We start from the raw sequence: 16,608 nt of genomic DNA on the forward strand, positions 1-16,608 counted from the left end.
CCCCCCGTCGGCGATTGAGCCTAAGCTTTCGCTCGCGCCGTTCGGCGCTGGGGGCACGGCGATGCGCGTTCTGGCGACCATCCTTATTTCGGCGGGCCTGCTCGCCGCGAGCTCGGCCCAGGCCGTCCCCACCTATCGCCAGGAGGTGGTCGACGTCTTCAAGTCCGTCTGCCTGCCGGCCGGGACCAACGCCGCGGCGGTGGCCGCTTCTGCCGCCAAGCTGGGCTGGAAGCCGGCTCCGGCCTCGATCAAGGCCCTGTGGCAGGGCCCGGCGACCAAGGTCTGGGTCTCGCCGGCGACCGCCCGGCTCTATCTGGCCCAGTCGCCGCAGGACGGCTTCTGCCAGGTCGGCTACTACGACGGCGCTCAGCCCGTCACGGGCGATCCCGCCGCCTTCTCCGAGAAGCTGCGGCACATCATGATCCACGCCGGCATCGCCGTCGGTTCGGGTTTCGTGAAGACCGGCGAGGACAGCCAGTTGATCCAGAAGGGCTCGTACGTCTCGCCGGCCTATCCGGGCCTGAAGATGTACGTGGTCGTGGCCAACTTCCCCGACGCGGCGACCTTCGTGCTGAGCACATCCAAGCCCTGAGAGGCAGGGGTGACCATCTTTCGCCCCTGAGGCGTCACGCCGCACCCGCCAGGCGAGAAAATTACACTTGTGACCTATTCTCCGCCTTAATCCGTCACCATAAGGGTTGCGAGGGAACGCCTGTCGGTTTTAATGCCGACCTCTTGCCTAACGGGGATAACTCGACCATGCGCCTTGCGCTCGCCAGCCTGATCGCCCTCGGCGCGGTTTCGACCGCCGTCGCCCAGGAGCAACCCGCTCCGACTGCTCCGACCGCTCCGGCTCCCGCCACGGCGCCGGYCGCCGACCCGGCGGCCCAGACCCCGGCCGCTCCGGCCACGCCGGCCGACCCGATGACGGCGACGCCCGCCGTGGCCGCGCCGGCCGCCGGCCAGGCTCCGGAATATGTCGAGCCGACCCGTGGTCCGCCCACCACCGACCCCGTCTCGATGCAGCTGCTGGGCGTGCTCGACAGCGTCTGCAAGCCGGCCGTGGTCGGCGGCGACTTCCAAGCCCTGGTGAAGGCCGCCGGGATGAAGAAGAAGAAAGAGCAGTGGGTGAAGGATATCGGCAAGCCGTATCTGATCGCCGTCGACAACCCCGGCAGCAACAAGAACGTCTGCACCGTCACCATCCAGTACGCCCAGGGCGACGCCCAGGCTCAAGCCCTGGCCAACGCCCTGCACGACTGGGCGACCTGGGAGAACAAGCCGCAGCTGCGCCTGATCCGCAACGACCTCACGGTCAGCGACGTCAAGCGCCTGACGGTCTCGTGGGACGACGCCTGGGCCGACGGCCACGCCGGCCTGGTCTACATGCGCCTGAAGAAGCTGGACGACAGCTCGATCGGCAAGAACTTCGAGCAGGCCCAGGTCCTGTACAGCACCACCAGCCGCTAAAGCGGCCCTGGGGCGACGTCGGGTCGCGGGGGCTTGCTCCCCGGTCCGATGGTCCTATCTAGCTGAAGGCGCGGGGACGACCCCGCGCCTTTTCCTTTTCTTCCGGGGACGACCCCGCTCTGTATTCGGGAGCCGGTCTTGGCCTGGATCATCCTTTTTATCGCCGGTCTGTTCGAGATCGGCTGGGCCGTGGGCCTGAAGTTCACCGAGGGCTTCACCCGCCCGATCCCCACCGTCCTGACCGCGATCAGCCTGGTGGCCTCGATGGGCCTGCTGGGCTGGGCCGTGAAGTCCCTGCCGCTGGGCACCGCCTATGCGGTCTGGACCGGCGTGGGCGCGGTCGGCACGGCCATCGTCGGCATCCTGCTGTTCAAGGAGCCGGCCACGGCCGGGCGGCTGGTCTGCCTGGCGCTGATCGTCTCGGGCATCCTCGGGCTGAAGCTGTTCACGCCCGCGCACTGAACCCGGCGTTCGCCCGGGGTCAGCAGCAGGCCGGCGTCGCGCAGGCTCAGGCCGCGGGCAATGCTGGCCGTCCACCAGACCAGGAACGGGGCGGCGACCAGGCTGGCCGACGCCACCGCCAGCCACGGTGACAGGCCCGCGCCCATCAGGGGGCCCAGCGCCGCCAGGGCGACACCGATCAGCATCTCGGGCCAATGGAAGGCCAGGGCCGCCTTGCCGCTCAGCCGGCCTTCACCGCGCTGCTGGGCCGACCAGCCGGCGTCGCGGCCCAGGGCCACCGACAGCAGGGCGCGGGTGTGGGCCGTCATGATGACCGGCGCGGTCAGGGTCGAGGCGACGGTCTCCAGCCCGACGCTGGCCAGGGCGCGCCAGGGTCCGCCGAACCGCCGGGCCTGCCCGTCGGCCAGCATCAAGCCGTACGACAGCAGCTTGGGCAGCAGGACGAAGGCCAGGCTGACGGCCAGCACGGCGGCTCCGGCCAGCGGATAGCCGCCGCCTTCGCCGCCCGCCTCGGGCGCCGACAGCAGGGCGCCGGTGACCACCAGGGCGATCCACAGCGGCGCCAGGGCGTAGCTCAGCACGCCGCGCGCCAGGTGCAGCCGGCTGATCGGATGCAGCCCCGCGGCGCCCAGCACCCCAAGGTGCTGCAGGTTGCCCTGGCACCAGCGCCGGTCGCGGATCAGGTGGTCGATCAGGGTGGGCGGGCTTTCCTCGAAACTGCCCCCCAGGCTCGGGGCCAGGCGCACGCCCCAACCGGCCCGCCGCAGGAACGCGGCCTCGACGAAGTCGTGGCTCATGATGTGGCCGCCGAAGGGTTTTTTGCCCTTGAGGTGGGGCAGTCCGCTGGACTGCGCGAACGCCTCGACGCGCAGGATGGCGTTGTGGCCCCAATAGTTGCCGTCGGCGCCGCTCCACCACGCCACGCCCCAGGCCGCCAGCGGGCCGTACAGGCTGTTGGCGAACTGCTCCAGCCGACCGAACAGGGTGCGGCGCCCCACGATGGTCGGGGCGGTCTGGATCAGGCCCAGCGACGGGTCGCGTTCCATGGCCGCCGCCAGGCGCCACAGGGTCTGGGCGTCCATCAGGCTGTCGGCGTCCAGCACCACCATGTGGTCGTAGGCCCCGCCGTGCCGGCGCACCCAGTCGGCGATGTTGCCGGCCTTGCGGTCGATGTTCTCGGGGCGGTGGCGGTAATAGGCGCGGGGGCCGACCCCGCCGCGCCGGAAGGCGGCGAAGCCGCGCTGCTCGTCGGCGATCACCTCGGCCCGCCGGCTGTCGCTGAGCACGACGATGTCGAAGAAGGCGGTCAGGCCTTGGGCGTGCAGGCCGGCCCGCATGGCGGCCAGCCGGGCGAAGAACGGCCCGACGTCCTCGTGATAGATCGGGGCCAGCAGGGCGGTGCGGGTGGTCAGGACGGACAGGGGCGCCTCGACGACCGCGTGCTCCCAGGCGTCGGTCCGCCGCGACAGCCACAGCCCGCCCAGGCTGGCGGCGAACGAAAAGGCCATCCAGCCGAACAGCACCAGGATCAGGCCCGCATGGACCAACTCCAGCGGCTCCAGCCCGTCCACGCCCATGGCGGCGGTGACGGCGAACACCGCCAGGCCGGTGCTCAGCAGGCAGAACGCGGCCAGCGCCGCGCGGCGCCGACCCAGGCCCGGCTCGGCGGCGCCGGCCTGTGCGTCAAGGTTCCCGAAGTGTAGGCGCTTTATTGCATTAGTGTTTCATCGCTGAATTTCTAAGCAACGCGGCCTTTTATACTATCAGTGACGGGGCGTTTTGCCATCTAAGGGTCAAGCGTCCGCCGCGAAAGCGCCGCAATGGGGACGCTCGCCGGAGAGGCCGGAATCGGGTGTCAGGCGGCCGCGCGGCTTTCGTCGGCGATGAAGTCCAGGCAGGCCTCGGCGACGTCCTCCCAGCCCGGTTCGCCCGGCAGCCAGTGGCTCATCGACGGGAAGACCTCGCAGACGCCGCCCAGCCGCGCGGCGGTCTGGCGGACGGTGGCCGGCGGATGGATCACGTCCTTGCCGCCGGCGATCGCCAGGGTCGGCACGCCCACGGGGCTGGCGCCGGTGGTCATGAACGGGTCCATGAACCAGTTCAGCGTCTCCCACAGGGCGCGGCCGCTTTCGGCGGTCATCTTGGCGTAGAGCGTCTTGCGCTCGTCGCGGGTCAGGCGGTCCAGAGTGTAGCTCTCGACCACGCCGTAGTCGGGCGCGACGGCCTGCAGCCAGTAGGGACCCAGGGCGTAAAGGCTGACGGCCGAAGCCGCTTCTTCCAGGGACGAGCCCGTGACGCCCCAGGGCGGCGAAGGGGCCAGCAGGATCAGGCGCGAGACCGGCGCCCGTGCGGCGGCCATCTGCGCCACCAGCCCGCCCATCGAATGGCCGATCAGGATCGGCGGCTCGTCGCAGGCCTCGCAGAGGGTGGCGATTTGCTTGGCGTAGTCAGCCATCGAGCGGCCGGCGACCAGGGCCCCGTCGCCGTGGCCCAGCAGGTCCGGTGTCTGGACGACGTGGCCGGCGGCTTCGAACGGTCGGCGGAACGCGTCAAACGTCCAGCCGCCGCAGAAGGCGCCGTGCACCATGATCACCGGAGTCGCCACACGCGCCTCGCCTGTTCGCTCGGCCTAGGCGCCGAGCGAACAGCCTACACGCTACTTCTTCGGCGCGGGTGAAGATTTGGCGGTCGACTTTGCCGCAGGGGCCTTGGCCGGTTTGGCGGGAGCCGCCTTCGCCGGCGCCTTAGCGGTCGCGGGCTTCGCGGCCGGTTTCGCGGCCGGCTTCGGAGCCGGCGCGGCCTTGGCGACTTTGGGCGCCGCAGGCTTGGCGGCCGGAGCCGCCTTCGGGGTCGCGGCCTTGGCCGGAGCCTTGGCGGCGGCGGGCTTGGCCGCGGCCTTGGGCTTGGCGGCGGGTTTCGCGGCCGGCTTGGCGGCAGGAGCGGCCTTGGCGACCTTCGGAGCGGGCGCGGCCTTGGCCGGAGCCTTCGGGGCTGGAGCCGCTTTCGCTGGAGCCTTGGCGGCCGGAGCGGCCTTGGGCTTCGCGGCGGCCTTGGGGGCGGCCGTCTTGGCCGGAGCCTTGGCGGCGGCGGGCTTGGCCTCGGCCTTGGGTTTGGCCGGAGCTTTCACGGCCGCCGGCTTCGGGGCCGGCGCCGCCTTGGGAGCGGCCGCCTTGGCCGGAGCGGGCTTGGCCGCGGCCTTCGGCTTGGCCGGGGCTTTCGGAGCCGCCGGCGCGGCTTTCGGAGCGGGCTTCTTCGCAGCCGTCTTGGCGACCTTCGGGGCGGGCGCGGCCTTCGGCGCCGGAGCGGCCTTCGCGACGGGGGACTTGGCGGCCGGGGTCGGCGCGGGTTCGACCGGAGCCGGAGCCGGAGCCGGAGCCGGAGCGGGCGTCGGCGCGGGGGCCGGCGCGGACTCCGCGGCCTTCACGGACTGGGGCGCGGACGCCGGCGGCGGGGCCGGAGCGGCTTTCGTCTTGCCCGTCAGCCAGGCGATCACGTCGTCGAGAATGCTCATCGTGTTTGGCTCATCTATCAAGTAGTGGGCGTTGCTGGGGTAGATCTCGAGGTCGGCGGCCGGATATTTCTGGCCGACTCGCCGAACGTCCTCGAGAGGCGTGGTGCGATCCAGGGCGCCGGCCAGGACCAGCAGGGGGACGGTCACTTTCGTGGCGTCGACATGGGCGGTCCTGTTCGGATCCTTGTGCGGCCAGGCGAGGTCGGCCAGCACCTGCCCGCTGTCGTGGACCATGGTCGCGTACAGCGCGTCGTGGCGCGCGGCCGGCACGGCGTTCATGACGCCGAACTTGAAGCCCGTCTTCCACATCTTGCCCGCCCTGGTCTCGGGCTTGGACTGCAGGGCCATGTTCAGGAAGGTGAAGACCGGCGAGAGCTTGGGTTTGCCGCGGGCGTCGGCCGGCGAGGCGGGGGCGAACAGCACCAGGCGATCGGCGTGGCCGGCCTCAGCGATCTTCTGGGCGATCAGCCCGCCCATGGAGTGGCCGAAGACGATCGGCTTCCTGCCGTCTTCCTTGGCCAGGGCCTGGGCCAGGGCGCTCATCTCGGCGACATAGTCGGCCAGGGTCAGGCCGGCCAAGCCCGCCCGGGGGCCATCGACCGTACGCACGGTCGAGTGGATGGTCGGCGCGACGACGCGGTAGCCCTCGGCCCGCAGCCGCGCGGCCATGGGATCCCAGACGTCCCCCGCGCAACCGTAGCCGTGGATCAGCAGGATCGTGTCCGCCACTCCGTACCCCTCCAGCGCGGCAAGATCTCAGTCGCCGCGCGCGAACCCACCAAACGCTGAAACGACCTGTTCGTATACCGCGCGTTTGAAAGGTACGATCAGTTCGGGCGTTTCGTCGAGAGCCCCCCATTTCCAGGCGTCGAACTCGACATGGGCGTCAGCCTCCAGATCGATCTCGGATTCGTCGCCGAGAAACCGAAAAGCAAACCAGACCTGCTTCTGGCCCTTGAATCCGCGAGCTTTTTTCGACGAGGCGAAGTCGGCGGGGAAGTCGTAGATCAGCCAGTTCTCGGTGCGGCCCAGATATTCGATCGAGGTGACGCCGGTCTCTTCGGCCAGCTCGCGACGCGCCGCGGCCAGCAAATCCTCGCCGTCGTCGACTCCGCCCTGCGGAAATTGCCAGTTATGGGGCGGCGGCTGGTTGTGGCGCTTGCCCAGCCAGACGCGGCCGTCCGGGTGGAACAGCACGACGCCGACATTGGGGCGGTGATCGGGATGGAGGTCTAGGTCGCCAGGGCTCATCGCTTGGCCATGGCCGAGGCGGGGGCCAGTTGCAAGCCCCTCCCGGACAGGCCGGCGGCCCAGAGGCGCACCTGGTTGATCGTCACCGGATAGGCGAAGCCCGAGCCCAGGGCCTGGCCGCGACCGGCGGCGCCGGCCTCCAGCATCTTCAGCTGGCCGTCGATCGAGCCGGCCGCCAGTTCGTCGTCGATGATCCGGTCGGCCGAGGCGCGGGGGATCGGGCCGCCGCGCAGGGAGGCCTGGCCGTCGTCGATGAACGCCATGCCCCGGGCCTTCAGGGCCAGGGTGAAGGTGGTCATGGCCGTGTCGCTGGTGACGAAGCGCGAGCCCAGATAGTTGGTCAGGCCGTAATAGCCGGTGGCGCGCGACATCAGCCATTCCAGCTTGCGCACGGTGTCCTCGGGCCGGTTGGCGGCGATCAGGGTGTAGGGGCCTGGGTCGTTGGCGGGATAGTCGACCGGCTCCATCGGCGCTTCCAGCAGCACTTCGTGGCCATGGCTGCGGGCCAGGTCGATCCAGCCCTGCAGGCCCTCGGCATAGGGCGCGAACGACAGGGTGATCTCGGGCGGCAGGGTCTCGATGGCGGCGCGGGTGGTCTGGGGGTTCAGGCCCAGGCCGCCGATCACCAGGGCCACCTTGGGGCGGCCGTCGGCGGTGAACGGGCGGGCATAGGCCTCCGCCGCCGTGCGGCCGTCGGGGGAGATCACGGGCAGGACGCCGCCGCCCGGACCAGGGGCGTAAAGGCCGGCGATCGGCGCGGCGGGCAGCGGACCGGTGACGGTCGCGACCGGCAGCGGGGCGATGGCGGCCTCGGTGTCGGGCGTGTCGGGATGGCCCAGGAACGGCAGGTTCGACAGGTCCAGGGCGCCGGGCAGCAGCGGCGCCTCGTGGTCGCCCTCGGCGACCAGGGCCTCGCGCCAGCCCTGGGGGACGTTCTTGGTGGTGCCGATCCTTTCGAGGGCCACCCGCACCAGGGGCGAGCCCTTGTTGGGATCGCCGGTGACCAGCACCAGCAGGGCCAGGCTCAGCAGGAACAGGAAGGCCGCGGCGCTGGCGCCGATAAACGGATTGGCCGCCGCCGCCAGGATCCTCGCGCGCAGATCGCCCGCGTCCGACCCGTCGGAGACGAGCGAAGGCGCGCGATAAGCGGGCTTGCGGGAAAACGACACGGCCATGGGGCGGAGCCTAGGCGGGAAGCGCCGAATATATGGTTAATGAAGGGTGCGGCGGAATGGCGCCAGAGCGCTGCGTCAATCCTTGGCGATCCCGCTGTCGGGGCCTGTTTCACGGCTCTTTCGGTCGATCCGCAGGATGTCCCCTGGCTCGCAGTCGAGGAACTCGCAGATGCGTTCCAAGGTCTCGAACCGCACGCCCTTCACCTTTCCCTGCTTGAGCAGAGAAAGGTTGGCCTCGGTGATGCCGACATAGGCCGCGAGGTCCTTGGACTTCACGTTGCGCTCGGCCATGACGACGTTGAGTTTCACCAGGATGGGCATCTAGACGATCTGGGCGTGATCTTCGGCGATTGACGAGGCCCGGGCCATGACCACGGCGATGACGGTCAAGGACAGGGCGTAGATCGCGTTCAGCCACTCCGACACGCCCGTCACCTTGAAATTGAACTCGCTCGAGCGGGAGATCGGCTGCGGCGCATGCTTCAGCACGTCGAGCGCTGTCCCCAAGCCCTCGTTCACAGCCCCCGCCATCGCGCCGGCATGGGGGAACAGCACGACGAAGAGCAAGCCGCCGATCGCGAAACGCGTCAGCCGCGAGACCGTGGCGCGGGCGAGGAAACGTCCTTTGGCCATAGCCCCGAAGCAGCGGCTGGCTTCGAGCAGGCCATAGGCCAGCGCCAGTAGCGGCAGGGCCCCGACGAGCAAGGCCAGCGACATCGTCGCGATTTCTCCCGCCGGGAGGTTCGCGGGACGCGCGGGCGGGCAGGCCGCTTGATGGGCCGGCGGGCACGGGGGTTGGCGTTGAGACTTGGCCTCCAGATTGACCACGCCCGACCGCCAGGCGGTCTCGCCGGTCTTGGACGCGGAGACCATGGCCGCGCCGACGCCGACGAACAGCACGATCGTGAAGGCGAACACCACCACCGTGGCGACGCCGCAAAAGGTCGCCATGAAGAGGCTGACGCCGCGCAAGCCGCGCGTGCGCAAGCCGGGCCAGAAATCGGCGCTGTCGCTCAGTTTCATCGTACTCTCCTTCGCGTTGAGAAGATTATCGTGAAACAATAAAAATTCGCTGTCAACCAGGTCTTCGTCACTGCGCTTGGGGACGCGGAGCGCGCAAACGAAAATCCCGGGCGCGAGGGCCCGGGATTGACGATTGCGAGGGGTGGAAAGCCTACTTCTTCTCGACCGGCGGGCCCTTGCCGGCCGCGGCGGCGGCCTTGGCGGTGACCTCGGCGATCTTGGCCTGGGGCTTGGGCAGCTTCGGCACGGCCTGGACCGAGCCGGCCTTCAGCACGGCGACGGCGCGTTCCAGCTGGAAGTCGCCCTTCTTCTCGTCGAAGCCGGCCGGCGGCGCCTCGGCCGGGGTGTGGGCGCCCTGGCGGCTCTTGCCCTCGTCGGCGTTCAGCGCGTTCTTGAAGCTGGCCTCGCTGAACCACACGCGGTTGGCGATGTCCTGGGCCTGGTCCTTGGTCTGGGCCACTTCCAGGTCGGGCGCGATGCCGGTCTTCTGGATCGAGCGGCCCGATGGCGTGAAGTAGCGCGCCGTGGTCAGCTTCAGCGCCCCGTCGGCCCCGCCGCGCAGCGGGATCACGGTCTGCACCGAACCCTTGCCGAAGCTGGTGATGCCCACGAGCTCGGCGCGATGGCGGTCCTGCAGGGCGCCAGCGACGATTTCGGCGGCCGAGGCCGAGCCCTGGTTGATCAGCACCACCACCGGCAGGCCCTTCAGGATGTCGCCGCCCGGCTTTGCGTTGTAACGCTGGATGTCGCGCGGATCGCGGCCGCGCTGGCTGACCACCTCGCCGCCGTCCAGGAACACGCTGGACACGCCCACGGCCTGGTCGAGCAGGCCGCCGGGATTGTTGCGCAGGTCGAAGATCAGCCCCTTCATCTGGGGGTTCTTGGCCTTCAGGTCGGTGATCGCCGTGGTCAGGGCGTCGGTGGCCTTCTCGTTGAAGCCGGGCAGGCGGACATAGCCGTAGTCGCCCTCCATCCGGGCGATGGCGGCCTTGGGCTTGATGATCTCGCGCGTCAGCTTGACGTCGAACGGGTCGGTCTTCTCGCGGGCGATGGTCAGGGTGACCGCTTCGCCGGCCGGACCGCGCATCTGCTTGACAGCTTCGTTGACGGTCAGGCCCAGCACCGACTGGCCGTTGACCGAGGTGATGTAGTCGCCGGCCTGGATGCCGGCCCGCGAGGCGGGCGTGCCGTCCATCGGCGAGATCACCTTGACCACGCCGTCCTCGCTGGTCACCTCGATGCCCAGCCCGCCGTATTCGCCGCGGGTGGTGTCCTGCATGTCTTCGAAGCTGTCGGGCGACAGATAGCCGGAATGCGGGTCGAGGCTGGTCAGCATGCCGTCCAGGGCCGCCTCGATCAGCTTCTTGTTGTCGACCTCCGACACATACTGGGCGTCGACCGTCTGCAGGACGTCGCCGAACAGCTCGAGCATCTTGTAGGTCTGGCCCTTGGTGGCGCTGGTCGCCTGGGCGATGGGGCTGACGTAAGCCATGGTCCCCGCACCGAGGACGAAGGCCGAAACACCGATGAGCAGGTACTTGCGCATGTGGCCTGGAAGGCTCCCTGACGACGCCAAGCGTCGCATTAAAACTTGTCGGTCAATCCGTTAGTGGGACCAACCCTTGTTCATTTGACGGCCATCATCGCTGAAAAAGCCGTTTACCGCGATCCCCTACCGCGATCCTTGTTTCAACCAACGCTCAGGATCGACCGGGGCGCCGTCTTCCCTGACTTCGAAATAGAGTTCTGGTTCGTCGGAACCATGGCTGGCCATCCGGCCTACCGTCGCGCCAGGTGCGACAGATTGTCCGGGTCCGACGGAAACCTCGTCCATTCCCGCCAGAACCAGATGGTAGGCGCCCTGGGCGCGCAGGATCAAGACCGTGCCCCAACCGTTCAGCGGTCCGGCGTATTCGACCACGGCGGCGGCGGGACTGGCCACGACGTGACCTTTTTCCGTGCGGATCGTCAGGCCGGCCGCGCGGCCGCCGGCCGGCATGGTCTGGCCGAAGCGCCGGGCCAGCGGTCCGGGCACGGGCGAGCTGAGCTTCAGCGGGCCGGTGGCCGGCTTGGGCGACAGGGCGTCGGTCAGGGCACCCAGCGTGCCCTGGTCATCTCCAGTCAGCGCTTCTTGCGCGTAAGCGCGTTCCAACTGGGTTTTCTCGACGATCATCCGCTCCAGCTCGCCCTTGCGGTCGGCGACCAGGCTTTCGGCGGTGAACAGCTGCTCGGAGGCGGCGGCGGCTTCGCGGCGTAGGGCGGCGACGGCGCGGGCCTGGCGGGCGTAGCCGTCGGCGCGGGCCTGCAGCTCGGGCGTCATGGCCCGGATCAGGATCGCGGCCCGCACCGCGTCGCGGGCGTCGTCGGGGCTGACCAGCAGGGCCGGCGGCGGATCGCGGCGGAACAGCTGCAGGGCGCTGAGCAGCCGGGCCAGCTGGCCCCGGTCGCGACCCAGCTCGGCGGTCAGGGCCGACTCGCGCTGGTGCAGGGCCTCCAGCCGGGCGCGCTTGAGGTCGACGTCGTCGCCGGCGTCGACCCGGCGGCGGCCCAGGGCGTCCAGCTCGCCGCGCAGGTCGGCGATCTCGCGGCGGGTCTCGGCGGCGGCCTGTTCGTCCCGGGTCTTCTGGCTCGAGGGGGTCCTTTCGCTGATCGATCCGCGCTGGCCGACCTGGGCCGCGACAAGGCCGCCGGCGCCCAGCAGGGCGACCAGGAGGCTGGCGGTGATCAGGACGACGCGACGCGACATGATCCGATCAATGCCTCAATCGCGATGATAGGGCGAGCCCGCCAGGATGGTGACGGCGCGATAGATCTGTTCGGCCAGCATCGCCCGCGCCAGGGCGTGCGGCCAGGTCTGGGGCCCGAAGGCCAGCATCTCGTTGGCGGCGCCCAGGATCGAGGGGTCGAGGCCGTCGGCGCCGCCGATCAGGAACACGACCTTGCGGTGGCCGTCGTCGCGCAGGCGGCCCACATGCTCGGCGAAGGCCCGGCTGGGCCGCACCTTGCCGTGTTCGTCGCAGGCGACGACATAGGCGCCCTCCAGGTGCGGGCGCAGCACCTCGGCCTCGGCGGCCTTGCCGGGCTTCCTGGCCTCGACCTCGACGATCTCGACCGGTCCGATCGCCAGGGCGCGGCCGGACGCGGTGGCCCGGGACGCGTAGTCCACGGCCAGTTGCGCCTCGACCATGCGGCCGAGTTTTCCGACGGTGAGGATGGTGATCTTCATCGCGCTTCCAGGCAGGGCCAGGCAGGGCGGCCTGGCGTCCCCCGGCCGGGCCGGGGGAGACGAAGCGGTTTAGTTCGACGCCATCCGGTGCGGCGCGTCGACGGCCCAGATCTTCTCGATGTTGTAGAACGAGCGGACTTCGGGGCGGAACAGGTGGACCACCACGTCGCCGGCGTCGATCAGCACCCAGTCGCAGTGCGGCAGGCCTTCGACCCGCGCCTTGCCGAAGCCCTGCTCCTTGAGCGCGCGGATGATGTGGTCGGCCAGAGCGCCGACGTGACGGTGCGAACGGCCGGACGCCACGATCAGGCTGTCGGCGACCGAGCTCTTGTCCGTCAGGTCGATGTGGACGATGTCCTGGGCCTTGTCGTCGTCGAGACGCGACAGGATCAGGGTCTCGAGCGCCTTGATACTCAGGTCCAGCTCGGACTCGTTCTTGGTCGAGGTTTCGGGGGAAACCGTTCCCTCGTGCGCCTGGGGCGCGGGGTCGCTACGCAGCGGAAATGCTCCTTGATGGGGTTCGCGCAATAGCTCCCATAGCATGGAAGACTCGAAAAGATGAGGGGGTTCGTCGTCGCGGGCGATTCGAGGGGGTCGGTGTGTCTTCCGGGGCGACGGCGCCAAGCTTGACCGAAACCCCTTCCACTTCCGCCGCCCTGGGCTAGAAAACGGTTTCCAGTACGGGGGAACGGCATGGCTTACGAAACCTTGGGCAAGGAACGCTTCGTCGTCGACCGGAGCGGGCCGGTCGAGATGATCCGCATCAAGGCGCGCCGCCAGGTGTTCGCGCTGCTGTTCCTGCCGGTGTGGCTGACGCTGTGGACGGTGGGCGGCGTCACGGCGATCACCCAGGTGGTCCAGGAGTTCAATCTGTTCATCTGCCTGTGGCTGTGCGGCTGGCTGCTGGGCTGGGTGTTCGCGGCCGGCACGATCGCCTGGATGCTGATGGGCGCCGAGACCGTGTGGGTCGTCGGCAAGGACCTGGAGTTGGGGACCGAAATCGGCCCGTGGAAGCGCAGCAAGCTCTATCAGGGCGCCCAGATCCGCGATCTGCGCGCCGCGCCCGCCAATCCGCTGACGAACGTCCAGCTGAGCGGGCCCTTCATGCGCCACATGCAGATCGGCGCGGTGCAGTTCACCTACGGCGCGCGGACCGTCCGACTGGCCGCCGGACTGGACGAGGCCGAGGGTAGGCTGATCGTCGAGCGGTTGAAGAAGGCTCTGCCGGGCAGCGCGACCGCCAGCGACGGCGCGTTCTAGAGCATTTTCGAGCGAAGTGGATGCCGGTTCGCGTGAAGAAAATGCGCTAAAACAAAAACCCAGAGCTCCGGCCTGATGCAATCAGGTCGGGAGACGCTCTAGGCGCCGGCCCCGTCCTGCAGGAACGTCTCGCTGTGGGCGTGGCAGGCCCAGCCGTCGCTGCCCCGGATCCAGGTCGAGCTGTCGGCGGCGTGCAGTTCCTGGGTCTTGCCGTTCATCTTGACCTTCTGGCGCACGGTGTAGGCGATGATCGCCACGTCGGGGGCGGGGGTGGAGACCTCGACGTCGTCGAAGCTGTAGGACTCCAGCGACCAGTCGCCCTCCTCGGTCATCTTGCCCATCTTGTCCCGGGCGATGCTCATGACGCCGCGCGCGCCGGTCACCAGGCTGGTCTTGCCGGAGAGCTTGGCGGTCTTATCGCCGTCCTTGGCCTTCATCGCGTCCCAGTAGGACGTTTCCAGAGCGACGATCTCGGCCTTGGTCGGCTTGGCATGGGTGGCCATGGCGATTTCCTTTCGAGCTGCATCGACGGCGGCCACGCTGGGGCGGATCGCTGTCGAAGGGTCGACAAAGAACGCTTCGGAGCCCGAAAGGAGCCCGTTTGGGCCGGGAAGGGGCGCCTACCCCTTGGTCTGCCGCTTCCGCAGGGCCGTCGACGAGGCGAAGTTCAGCGGGCCGGTGAGATAGACCCAGGCGGGGGCCGTGGCGTCGGCCAGGATCGAGGCGGCGCTGGACGGCAGGCGGGCCCAGGCGAAGCGGCGGGCGGCCGGCGAGGTGCGGGCCTTCAGCGCCGCCCACGGGCGCGAGATCACCGCCACCGGAACCTCGCGCATGATCTGGGTCCAGCCCCGCCAGCGGTGGAAGGTGGCCAGACTGTCGGCCCCCATCACCCAGACGAACTTCACGCCCGGATAACGGGCCCGCAGCACGCGCAGGGTGTCGATCGTGTATTGCGAGCCCAGGCGGGTCTCGGCGTCTGAGACGATCATGTCGCTGCCCCGCGCCCACTGCCGGGCCCCGGCCAGGCGCTCGGCCAGGGGCCGCGTCTCGTGCGACGACTTCAGCGGGTTCTGCGGCGAGACCAGCCAGATCACCTTGTCCAGCTCTAGGCGTCGCAACGCCGTCTCGGCGACGTGGGCGTGGCCCTCGTGCGCCGGGTTGAAGCTGCCGCCGAACAACCCGACGCGCATGCCCGGTTCCAGATGGAACCCGAGCCTTTGCGCGGCGGGCCGGCCGGCCTCAGGGACGAGTCTGGCCGGTCCCGCGAACCACATATTTGAACGTCGTCAGTTGCTCGGCCCCGACCGGACCGCGGGCATGGAGTTTGTCGGTGGCGATGCCGATCTCGGCCCCGAAGCCGAACTCGCCGCCGTCGGCGAACTGGGTCGAGGCGTTGACCAGCACGATGGCGCTATCGACCAGCGCGATGAACCGCTCGGCCGCCGCCGGGTCCTCGGTCAGGATCGCGTCGGTGTGGCCCGAGCCGTAGGCGGCGATGTGGGCGGCCGCGCCCTCCACCCCGTCGACCACGGCCACCGAGATGGTCGGCGCCAGGTATTCGGTCGACCAGTCGGCTTCGACGGCCGGCTTCATGGTGGGCTCGATGGCCCGCGAGGGACCGTCGCCGCGCAGCTCGCAGCCGGCCTTGATCAGGGCGTCGGCGATCGGCGGCAGAAGCTTGTCGGCGGCCGCGCGGTCGATCAGCAGGGTCTCGGCAGCGCCGCACACCGACACGCGGCGCATCTTGGCGTTCAGCACGATCTCGACGGCCTGCTTCGGGTCGGCCGCCGCGTGGACGAACACGTGGTTCAAGCCTTCAAGGTGGCCCAGCACCGCGACCCGCGCTTCCTTCTGCACCCGCGCCACCAGGGTCTTGCCGCCCCGGGGGATGATCAGGTCGATGGTGCGGTCCAGGCCGCCCAGGATGTAGCCGACGGCGTCGCGGTCGGTGGTGCGGACCATCTGCACGGCGTCGGTCGAGATCCCGGCCGCCTTCAGCCCCTTGGTCACGGCCGCGTGGATGGCGAGGTTGGAGTGGATGCACTCCGACCCGCCGCGCAGGATCACCGCGTTGCCCGAGCGCACGCAAAGCGCGGCGGCGTCGGCGGTGACGTTGGGCCGGCTCTCGAAGATCATGGCGATCACGCCGATCGGCGTGCGGACCCGGGCGATGTCCAGGCCGTTGGGACGCGTCCAGCGGGCGGTCTCGACGCCCAGAGGGTCGGGGATGGCGGCCACGGCCTCGACGCCGGCGGCCACGCCTTCCAGGCGCTCGGCGTTCAGCATCAGCCGCTCGACCATCGGCGCGGTCAGGCCGCCGGCCCCGGCCTTGTCGAGGTCGCGGGCGTTGGCGGCCAGGATGGCGGGGGCGTCGGCGCGGATGGCGGCGGCCATGGCTTGGAGCGCGGCCGTGCGCTGGGCTGGCGTGGCGACGCGCAAGGCCTGCGCCCCGTGCCGAGCCGCCTGTCCCATCGCCGTCATCGTCGCCTGCAAGCTCATGCCCGCGTCGTCCATGCCATCCTCCGATCCCGGATATGCTCAGAGTGAGGCTTACCTAGGCGCTTTGGGCGGGCGGGGGAATGGGGAAAGGGTGGTGGGGGTGTTAGCGGGGCTGGGAGGAGCAGCCCGGAAAGTCAGCGACAAAGGATGCAGGTCGTCAGAAGGTACGCTCGAAAATTACGCGAGCATGTCCAAATGAACAGGGAAGCAGCCAGTCGTTATATGGCCGGGAAAGGCTACATTGAAGCAGCGAAGATGATCTTCATGAGTCCACTACGTAGCAGCGAGGCTAAAATTGCCTGGACTATCTTGCCGTTGAACATGCTCGGCGGCTTTGCGCTAGAACTCCTGTTTAAGGCGTGGCTTCTCGACAGCGGGCAATCAACCGATGCGGTGAGGGCATTTGGTCACCGAATTGATGATCTGTTCCTTGAGGCACGGGTCAGGTCGCTACCCGATATTGACAAGTTGGATCAGCTCGTCGCGGGTTTAGCGACAGGTCACAAAGACCTCACCCACCGGTATATCAACAGCGGTGACGACATATTTGTCGTTGAATGGGAAAAGGCACTGCCAATACTCGGTCGGCTTGATGCTGTTATTGATGCCAAACTTGCAGCAAGTGCTGCAATGGCGATGCCCCCATCCGCCTGGGATGGGGCCGCGCCTTAAAGCCTTGGTGGATCGGAGCTCTGGCGTCTGGCCGTGTCAAGGACGGCGCGTCGCGCCGC

At 69.2% G+C, this 16,608-nt stretch carries 18 protein-coding genes and 1 pseudogene; 5 read left to right on the plus strand and 14 right to left on the minus strand.

Annotated elements, in window-relative coordinates; translation table 11 throughout:
- Window positions 1-61: 61 nt before the first annotated feature.
- From AC1DYP_RS20535 to sugE, 3 genes are all read left to right on the plus strand, one after another.
- The gene (locus tag AC1DYP_RS20535) at window positions 62-592 is read left to right on the plus strand and encodes an NMCC_0638 family (lipo)protein (RefSeq protein WP_477047896.1); all 531 of its coding nucleotides are present in this window, start codon (window positions 62-64) and stop codon (window positions 590-592) included.
- A 167-nt stretch (window positions 593-759) separates the two neighbouring features.
- Window positions 760-1,470: a hypothetical protein gene (locus AC1DYP_RS20540; RefSeq protein WP_477047897.1), complete on the plus strand. Its 711-nt coding sequence runs from the start codon at window positions 760-762 to the stop codon at window positions 1,468-1,470.
- Window positions 1,471-1,608: 138 nt separating this feature from the next.
- The gene (gene sugE / locus AC1DYP_RS20545) at window positions 1,609-1,932 is read left to right on the plus strand and encodes a quaternary ammonium compound efflux SMR transporter SugE (RefSeq protein ID WP_477047898.1); all 324 of its coding nucleotides are present in this window, start codon (window positions 1,609-1,611) and stop codon (window positions 1,930-1,932) included.
- Between the two features lie 53 nt (window positions 1,933-1,985).
- On the opposite strand, the pseudogene mdoH reads toward sugE, so the two are convergent.
- The 11 genes and pseudogenes from mdoH to rsfS all read right to left on the minus strand — a co-directional run.
- Window positions 1,986-3,644: pseudogene (gene mdoH, locus AC1DYP_RS20550) on the minus strand (glucans biosynthesis glucosyltransferase MdoH); the annotation flags it as partial.
- A gap of 143 nt (window positions 3,645-3,787) precedes the next feature.
- The gene (locus AC1DYP_RS20555; RefSeq protein WP_477032317.1) at window positions 3,788-4,537 is read right to left on the minus strand and encodes an alpha/beta fold hydrolase; all 750 of its coding nucleotides are present in this window, start codon (window positions 4,535-4,537) and stop codon (window positions 3,788-3,790) included.
- Window positions 4,538-4,588: 51 nt separating this feature from the next.
- Window positions 4,589-6,172, minus strand: coding sequence for an alpha/beta hydrolase (locus AC1DYP_RS20560; protein ID WP_477047899.1), 1,584 nt, complete (start codon window positions 6,170-6,172; stop codon window positions 4,589-4,591).
- Between the two features lie 27 nt (window positions 6,173-6,199).
- A complete protein-coding gene (locus tag AC1DYP_RS20565; protein WP_477047900.1) occupies window positions 6,200-6,694 on the minus strand; it encodes an RNA pyrophosphohydrolase in 495 nt (164 codons plus the stop codon).
- Window positions 6,691-7,869 carry a divergent polysaccharide deacetylase family protein gene (locus AC1DYP_RS20570; protein ID WP_477047901.1) on the minus strand — a complete coding sequence of 393 codons (1,179 nt, stop codon included), beginning with the start codon at window positions 7,867-7,869 and terminating at the stop codon, window positions 6,691-6,693. The genes AC1DYP_RS20565 and AC1DYP_RS20570 overlap by 4 nt, the downstream gene beginning before the upstream one ends.
- Before the next feature lie 75 nt (window positions 7,870-7,944).
- Complete coding sequence (locus AC1DYP_RS20575; RefSeq protein WP_477047902.1) at window positions 7,945-8,190, minus strand: helix-turn-helix domain-containing protein; 246 nt, start codon at window positions 8,188-8,190, stop codon at window positions 7,945-7,947.
- A complete protein-coding gene (locus AC1DYP_RS20580) occupies window positions 8,191-8,892 on the minus strand; it encodes a hypothetical protein (protein WP_477047903.1) in 702 nt (233 codons plus the stop codon). It abuts the gene before it with no gap.
- 151 nt (window positions 8,893-9,043) lie between these two features.
- Window positions 9,044-10,438, minus strand: coding sequence for a S41 family peptidase (locus tag AC1DYP_RS20585; protein WP_477032323.1), 1,395 nt, complete (start codon window positions 10,436-10,438; stop codon window positions 9,044-9,046).
- A gap of 126 nt (window positions 10,439-10,564) precedes the next feature.
- Window positions 10,565-11,638: a murein hydrolase activator EnvC family protein gene (locus AC1DYP_RS20590; protein WP_477047904.1), complete on the minus strand. Its 1,074-nt coding sequence runs from the start codon at window positions 11,636-11,638 to the stop codon at window positions 10,565-10,567.
- A 15-nt stretch (window positions 11,639-11,653) separates the two neighbouring features.
- Complete coding sequence (rlmH, locus tag AC1DYP_RS20595; RefSeq protein WP_477047905.1) at window positions 11,654-12,118, minus strand: 23S rRNA (pseudouridine(1915)-N(3))-methyltransferase RlmH; 465 nt, start codon at window positions 12,116-12,118, stop codon at window positions 11,654-11,656.
- A gap of 69 nt (window positions 12,119-12,187) precedes the next feature.
- Window positions 12,188-12,616: a ribosome silencing factor gene (gene rsfS / locus AC1DYP_RS20600; protein WP_477032505.1), complete on the minus strand. Its 429-nt coding sequence runs from the start codon at window positions 12,614-12,616 to the stop codon at window positions 12,188-12,190.
- A 195-nt stretch (window positions 12,617-12,811) separates the two neighbouring features.
- Between rsfS and AC1DYP_RS20605 the strand changes: the two genes are divergently transcribed.
- Entirely contained in the window at window positions 12,812-13,378 is a 567-nt protein-coding gene (locus tag AC1DYP_RS20605; RefSeq protein ID WP_477047906.1) for a hypothetical protein, read from the plus strand.
- A gap of 98 nt (window positions 13,379-13,476) precedes the next feature.
- On the opposite strand, the gene AC1DYP_RS20610 is transcribed toward AC1DYP_RS20605, so the two are convergent.
- From AC1DYP_RS20610 to AC1DYP_RS20620, 3 genes are all read right to left on the minus strand, one after another.
- On the minus strand, window positions 13,477-13,881 hold the full coding sequence (locus tag AC1DYP_RS20610; protein WP_477047907.1) for a nuclear transport factor 2 family protein: 405 nt from the start codon (window positions 13,879-13,881) through the stop codon (window positions 13,477-13,479).
- Between the two features lie 117 nt (window positions 13,882-13,998).
- Complete coding sequence (locus tag AC1DYP_RS20615) at window positions 13,999-14,652, minus strand: nicotinate-nucleotide adenylyltransferase (protein WP_477032328.1); 654 nt, start codon at window positions 14,650-14,652, stop codon at window positions 13,999-14,001.
- Window positions 14,618-15,892 (minus strand): glutamate-5-semialdehyde dehydrogenase, encoded by a 1,275-nt coding sequence (locus AC1DYP_RS20620; RefSeq protein WP_477047908.1) that lies wholly within the window; start codon window positions 15,890-15,892, stop codon window positions 14,618-14,620. Before AC1DYP_RS20620 ends, AC1DYP_RS20615 begins: the two co-directional genes overlap by 35 nt.
- Window positions 15,893-16,072: 180 nt before the next feature.
- On the opposite strand from AC1DYP_RS20620, the gene AC1DYP_RS20625 reads away from it, so the two are divergent.
- Entirely contained in the window at window positions 16,073-16,549 is a 477-nt protein-coding gene (locus AC1DYP_RS20625) for a hypothetical protein (RefSeq protein ID WP_477047909.1), read from the plus strand.
- The last annotated feature ends 59 nt before the right edge of the window (window positions 16,550-16,608 follow it).

It is taken from the genome of Caulobacter sp. P1_D6, assembly GCF_056406095.1.

Bases quoted from the DNA above. Each gene is read 5' to 3' on its own strand.
- AC1DYP_RS20605 (WP_477047906.1), top strand. From the start codon at position 12,812: ATGGCTTACGAAACCTTGGGCAAGGAACGCTTCGTCGTCGACCGGAGC.
- AC1DYP_RS20620 (WP_477047908.1), bottom strand. From the start codon at position 15,892: ATGGACGACGCGGGCATGAGCTTGCAGGCGACGATGACGGCGATGGGA.
- AC1DYP_RS20575 (WP_477047902.1), bottom strand. From the start codon at position 8,190: ATGCCCATCCTGGTGAAACTCAACGTCGTCATGGCCGAGCGCAACGTG.
- AC1DYP_RS20535 (WP_477047896.1), top strand. From the start codon at position 62: ATGCGCGTTCTGGCGACCATCCTTATTTCGGCGGGCCTGCTCGCCGCG.
- AC1DYP_RS20615 (WP_477032328.1), bottom strand. From the start codon at position 14,652: ATGTGGTTCGCGGGACCGGCCAGACTCGTCCCTGAGGCCGGCCGGCCC.
- AC1DYP_RS20580 (WP_477047903.1), bottom strand. From the start codon at position 8,892: ATGAAACTGAGCGACAGCGCCGATTTCTGGCCCGGCTTGCGCACGCGC.
- AC1DYP_RS20590 (WP_477047904.1), bottom strand. From the start codon at position 11,638: ATGTCGCGTCGCGTCGTCCTGATCACCGCCAGCCTCCTGGTCGCCCTG.
- AC1DYP_RS20565 (WP_477047900.1), bottom strand. From the start codon at position 6,694: ATGAGCCCTGGCGACCTAGACCTCCATCCCGATCACCGCCCCAATGTC.
- AC1DYP_RS20585 (WP_477032323.1), bottom strand. From the start codon at position 10,438: ATGCGCAAGTACCTGCTCATCGGTGTTTCGGCCTTCGTCCTCGGTGCG.
- AC1DYP_RS20570 (WP_477047901.1), bottom strand. From the start codon at position 7,869: ATGGCCGTGTCGTTTTCCCGCAAGCCCGCTTATCGCGCGCCTTCGCTC.
- AC1DYP_RS20610 (WP_477047907.1), bottom strand. From the start codon at position 13,881: ATGGCCACCCATGCCAAGCCGACCAAGGCCGAGATCGTCGCTCTGGAA.
- rlmH (WP_477047905.1), bottom strand. From the start codon at position 12,118: ATGAAGATCACCATCCTCACCGTCGGAAAACTCGGCCGCATGGTCGAG.
- AC1DYP_RS20625 (WP_477047909.1), top strand. From the start codon at position 16,073: ATGAACAGGGAAGCAGCCAGTCGTTATATGGCCGGGAAAGGCTACATT.